This is a genomic window from Vibrio sp. 10N.247.310.23 (assembly GCF_041467155.1).
GTDB classification, from domain to species: Bacteria; Pseudomonadota; Gammaproteobacteria; order Enterobacterales; family Vibrionaceae; genus Vibrio; species Vibrio crassostreae_C.
In genome coordinates this window covers 1-4,212 of the sequence record NZ_JBFSTZ010000067.1, presented here as the reverse complement: position 1 = coordinate 4,212, position 4,212 = coordinate 1, and the positions used below count along the sequence as shown (strand labels likewise).

Annotated in this window: 6 protein-coding genes; all 6 read right to left on the bottom strand. The window is 45.0% G+C overall.

Annotated elements, in window-relative coordinates:
• A partial coding sequence (gene mobF / locus AB6D93_RS23625) for a MobF family relaxase (RefSeq protein WP_372159227.1) occupies positions 1-610 on the bottom strand: 610 nt, incomplete at its 3' end.
• 183 nt (positions 611-793) lie between these two features.
• A complete protein-coding gene (locus AB6D93_RS23620; protein ID WP_235612614.1) occupies positions 794-1,639 on the bottom strand; it encodes a hypothetical protein in 846 nt (281 codons plus the stop codon).
• A gap of 154 nt (positions 1,640-1,793) precedes the next feature.
• Complete coding sequence (locus tag AB6D93_RS23615; RefSeq protein ID WP_235612616.1) at positions 1,794-2,123, bottom strand: S24 family peptidase; 330 nt, start codon at positions 2,121-2,123, stop codon at positions 1,794-1,796.
• Positions 2,124-2,185: 62 nt separating this feature from the next.
• Complete coding sequence (locus AB6D93_RS23610; protein WP_154724130.1) at positions 2,186-2,353, bottom strand: hypothetical protein; 168 nt, start codon at positions 2,351-2,353, stop codon at positions 2,186-2,188.
• Positions 2,354-2,478: 125 nt separating this feature from the next.
• Entirely contained in the window at positions 2,479-2,973 is a 495-nt protein-coding gene (locus tag AB6D93_RS23605; RefSeq protein ID WP_371979980.1) for a cold shock domain-containing protein, read from the bottom strand.
• A 40-nt stretch (positions 2,974-3,013) separates the two neighbouring features.
• On the bottom strand, positions 3,014-4,212 hold a 1,199-nt coding region (locus AB6D93_RS23600), incomplete at its 5' end, for a type IV secretion system DNA-binding domain-containing protein (protein ID WP_372140261.1).

Here is a 4,212-nt window from a genome sequence, read left to right as displayed (position 1 = left end):
CGCCGCCCTTTTGTTTGAGACTAGAGGCAAGGGCGCGTAACTCTCCTTCCTTATCACGTGTCATGTTAGCGGCGAGGGTGTGGGAATGGATTTGTGGATCGTTTTCGCGGCTGGTTTTATGGCGTACCACGGCGAAGGCCATGTTCTCAGTATTTTCAAATTCTTGAGTACCTTTCTCATGAGTCACTTTGACTTGAGCAACGTCTTTTTCAATTTGGTCTAAAACAAATTTAACCGCGTTATCATGCGCATCAATAAGGCGAGTATCTCCGCCAACAAGTGCAAGTGTGCTTAATCTTTTGGGTGCTGAAAAAGTGAGGTCGATACCAGGGCGATGAGTGTTTTCCCGTTTCCCTTTGATGGTCTCGTCGCCAAGGTGTCCAGATAGCACGGACTCTAACGTTTTTTGGTCAACAGGCTTGCCGAGCAGTCCGACTTCTTCTGCTAGTTTGCCATGCCAAAACGTGTTGTTGTCCTGGCTTTGTTCTTTGAGGTAATAGTTGTCACCGTCTTTTTCAAGTGCGAGGGTGGATTGATTAAGCTCTTGCTCTTCTTTTAAGTAGTATTTCGAAGCGCCAGAGGCGGATTTTAGTGGGCTGATGGACATCATGTTTAGTGTTTTCCTTGTGTTGGAAATCACCAAAAGTAGCTAGGGGAATGGGGCGCTTAGACGTATGCAGGCGACGAGAAAGAACACTTAAACACAGAGAGTCTAAGCGGCCAGGGGTATTGTATCAGAGTTGGGTGTGTGAGCTACTTTGGTGGAAAGGTGAATACGGCTGTTATTTAAGCTTCATTGTGGTTTGTTTCGGTATTGCTCAGCGTCAGTAAGACGGATTTGATCTAATTTACCTGAGTACTCGATGAAGTCAGCAGAGGGCTCTCCTATCGATTCACAAAAGCGATCAATGCAAGTCTGTATGCGTTGTAATATGTCATCGTGCTCTGACAGCGAGTTCGGAGCGCGAATAGATAGGGAATCGTGCGTTATTTTTAATACGTCTTCTAGCTTTTTCTTATTGATATTGGTGTTATAGCGACAATCGAGCAAGGCGCCAGCCATAACGTTGATAGAAAATAACGCCATTCTATTCATCTCTCGATAAGCCTCAACGTGTAACAATGTTTTCGGAGTCTCCGTGCAACGTTTAGTCGCGATCTGATTGACCATTTTCCAATACCGCACATCGGTGCTATCGCCTCGCGTGAAGTATGCCGTCACGGTTTCCTCCCAGTAAGGCTGCCCCTCAAAGTGTTGCTCAATTACTGAGGCGCACCAATTCACGTCTTCTTGTAATTGATTGTGCATTTGTCTGTTGAGGTAAGGGCGAATTTTTGGCGCGAGGTATTGATATGAAGCTCTCGTGAATTGATTTATTAATGACAAGCTGTTACCAACTATGGCTCCAGTTAGGTAATAAAGTATCAGGATGAAAGTCACTGAGTTCTGCATTGTTGCTTGTGCGGCTTCTTTAATGGAAATTGTTTCGATGGATTTCGTACAAATCGGCTCTGGCAACGGGAGGGTGGGATCGGCATTATTGATACAGTGAGATATCTTTATCATGCCATCTGGTGCAGGGCCGAGTTTGGCGGTATCGGCCATGATATGCAGAGTTATTTCGATGCCTTTTAACATGTTTCCGTTGAGCGCAAAAAAGACTGTTAAAAACAAGCAACCTATAGAGGCGCGTGTTACGAGCATTTGCCAAAAAAAATGAGCGTTCCTTTTTAAGGATTGACTCGATAAGTAGGAGAGTATTTTGCTTTTGAGTGTGTACATTGATGCTTCCTTATAAAACAGGCATAACCGCCCCGACGACTTTACCGATTACGTTCGGCGCTTGGCTAAATTGAGGTTCAAAGTGGAGATTGTCGCAGCGCAGCCAAAAGCCTTGCCTTTCTTCATCCCATTGCAATCGTCGAAACGCGATGCCCTGAGTGACTCCAATGCAGTAAACCCCGTTATGAATAGGTTGCTCTGTTTTTATGGTTTCAATAATGACGGGGGTTAGTTCGGTAAAGGTTGGAGTCATGCTGTTGTCGCGGCAGATTTCAATTGATTGGTTTGGAGTAAGCCAATTGGCTTGAGTGTAGTTTTGTCCCGTGATGATCCAAAGCAAGTCAGTGTTGGTTATTTTTGCAAACGCTTCTAAATCGTTAATCCTAGGGTGATTTCTATTGTTTACATAACAATTGATGGTTGCGCTCGTCCCGCCCCACCGTCTTGCAATTCTCGTTGTGACATTGAGCCTAATGCAATTTTAAGGCGATCCCCTAAAGTGGTGGGCTTTTGTGATGTGGCTTTACTATTCCCTTCTTCTTTATGTGGGTATTTTGTGTTTTGACTCATGTTCGCAATTCCTTTTAAAGATCATCGAAAGGTAGGAGGTATGGGGAATAATATTGGCATCCAGAGCGTCTTCTAGCGGTGATGACTTTTATGCGTGTACCGTCAAGCAAGTGAGGGGTTAGCAATCAACAATGCTGTCTTTCACAAGGAATGTTGTCGTTATCCCCATCAATTTTCACATTGGGACAGTTCCTTAAGTAAAACATCGCTTCTTTGCACGAGGTCATCTCACGGCAATGTATCTTTCCTTCGCAATAAAATTTGAGTGGTGGAGGGTTCCTATTTTGCGAACTCAAATCTGGCTTGGATAAAATAGGTAAATCGTTCTTTCTCCAATTGTATGCCGTCAGACTTGCGACCAAAAAACAAAGAACAGTCATGGCTACTATATTTATAAACGTTGTAGACACTTTATTGGACGGGGAAATTATCGACGCTGCTTTAGCGGATACGATCCCTTCGCTTGTGTCCAAGCGAAACTCCACAGTATCACCAACTTTTGGTTGCCTCCTTCGCTTGGTGATATCGGAAATGTGAATAAAAATATCGCGTTCATATTCATCACTCTTAATGAACCCAAACCCTCTGTTTGAAATCCAACGGATTATTTTTCCGCGCATGATCATGGTACTTCCTCTATTTTGGACACCCCTGACAGGCTTAATCGGCTATCTCGCCCATATCTTGTTGTGTAATGGACGCTTCTTCGGTCTCTCGTTGCAACTCGTCTTGAGTTTGCTCAGCCAGTTGTTGGTTCTGTCCCTGTTTCAATGGCGGTGTTGATGACTTTGACGTTTTCGTCATGGTTTGTTTTTGGCTTTCTCTTGTTTGCTGCTGCTCGGTTTCGTTCTCATAAGTGCTTTGTTGGATAGCCAGTAAACGTTTTCTTTGCGTTTCATCGAGTTCATGCAATGCAATTAACTCATGAAAAATCAAGGCTTGGTCTAGGCTCTCCATCTTTTCACCACCAGGAATGACCCGCTTCATAAATGACGGCTGAATGTTGCTCATTCGGTCGTACTTTAATTGGAGCTTGGTGATTAACATGGAGTTCGGAGTGCGCAAGTAACATTCTAAATCATCCAGTCCTTGGATTTCAGCAGGCGACACGACAGGGCGCGTTTTGTTTTGATGGCCCAATGACACACCATCACGCAGTGCATTTGCACCGTAAGAAATATTCTCTCTCGATATGTCAATCTCTTGCTCACCCAAGTCGTCAGAGGCGACGGTTGCCATGGCTTTAGATGGTGCGCGAAAGAAAAACCGCGTATTCAACAAATCGAATATAACTCTAGCCGCATTGTGGCCATACGTGGTCTCAAGCTGAGCGTAAGACTGTAATCCGAGTAGGTAACAGCCACCGAACTTACGCACTTCTGAAATGATGTGCGTGAGTTCCGGTAGCTTATGCAAGGTTGGCATTTCATCGATGATGACCCAGATACGACGGTCTTCGTCAGGCTCCATCCCTAAGATGGCGTTAGAGGCAATGGCAAGCCACATCGATATCAGCGGTCTGAGCGCAGTGTGCTGTCTTGCGTTACTGGAGAGAAATAAAAAGCCTTGCTGCGATTCATCTTGCACCCAATCGGTGATGGAAAACCGCGCCCGTTTACGGTTTCCTTGACTGTCTTTTTCATCGAGACCATGCAGGTAGCGCAAGGACTTAATGTAAGTTGCCAAAACCGACTTGATGGAAATGGCGGTCTTCTCGATGCTTTTCGACACAAGAGAGCTGGCTTCGGTGCCTTTTAAGTGCTCATCCAGCTTTGAGAGCTCTGACATTAAGATGAGATGGAGGAGATTTTCGACGCTGCACTCGTGTTTGTCATCGAGCATCATCTGGTACGCAGTGG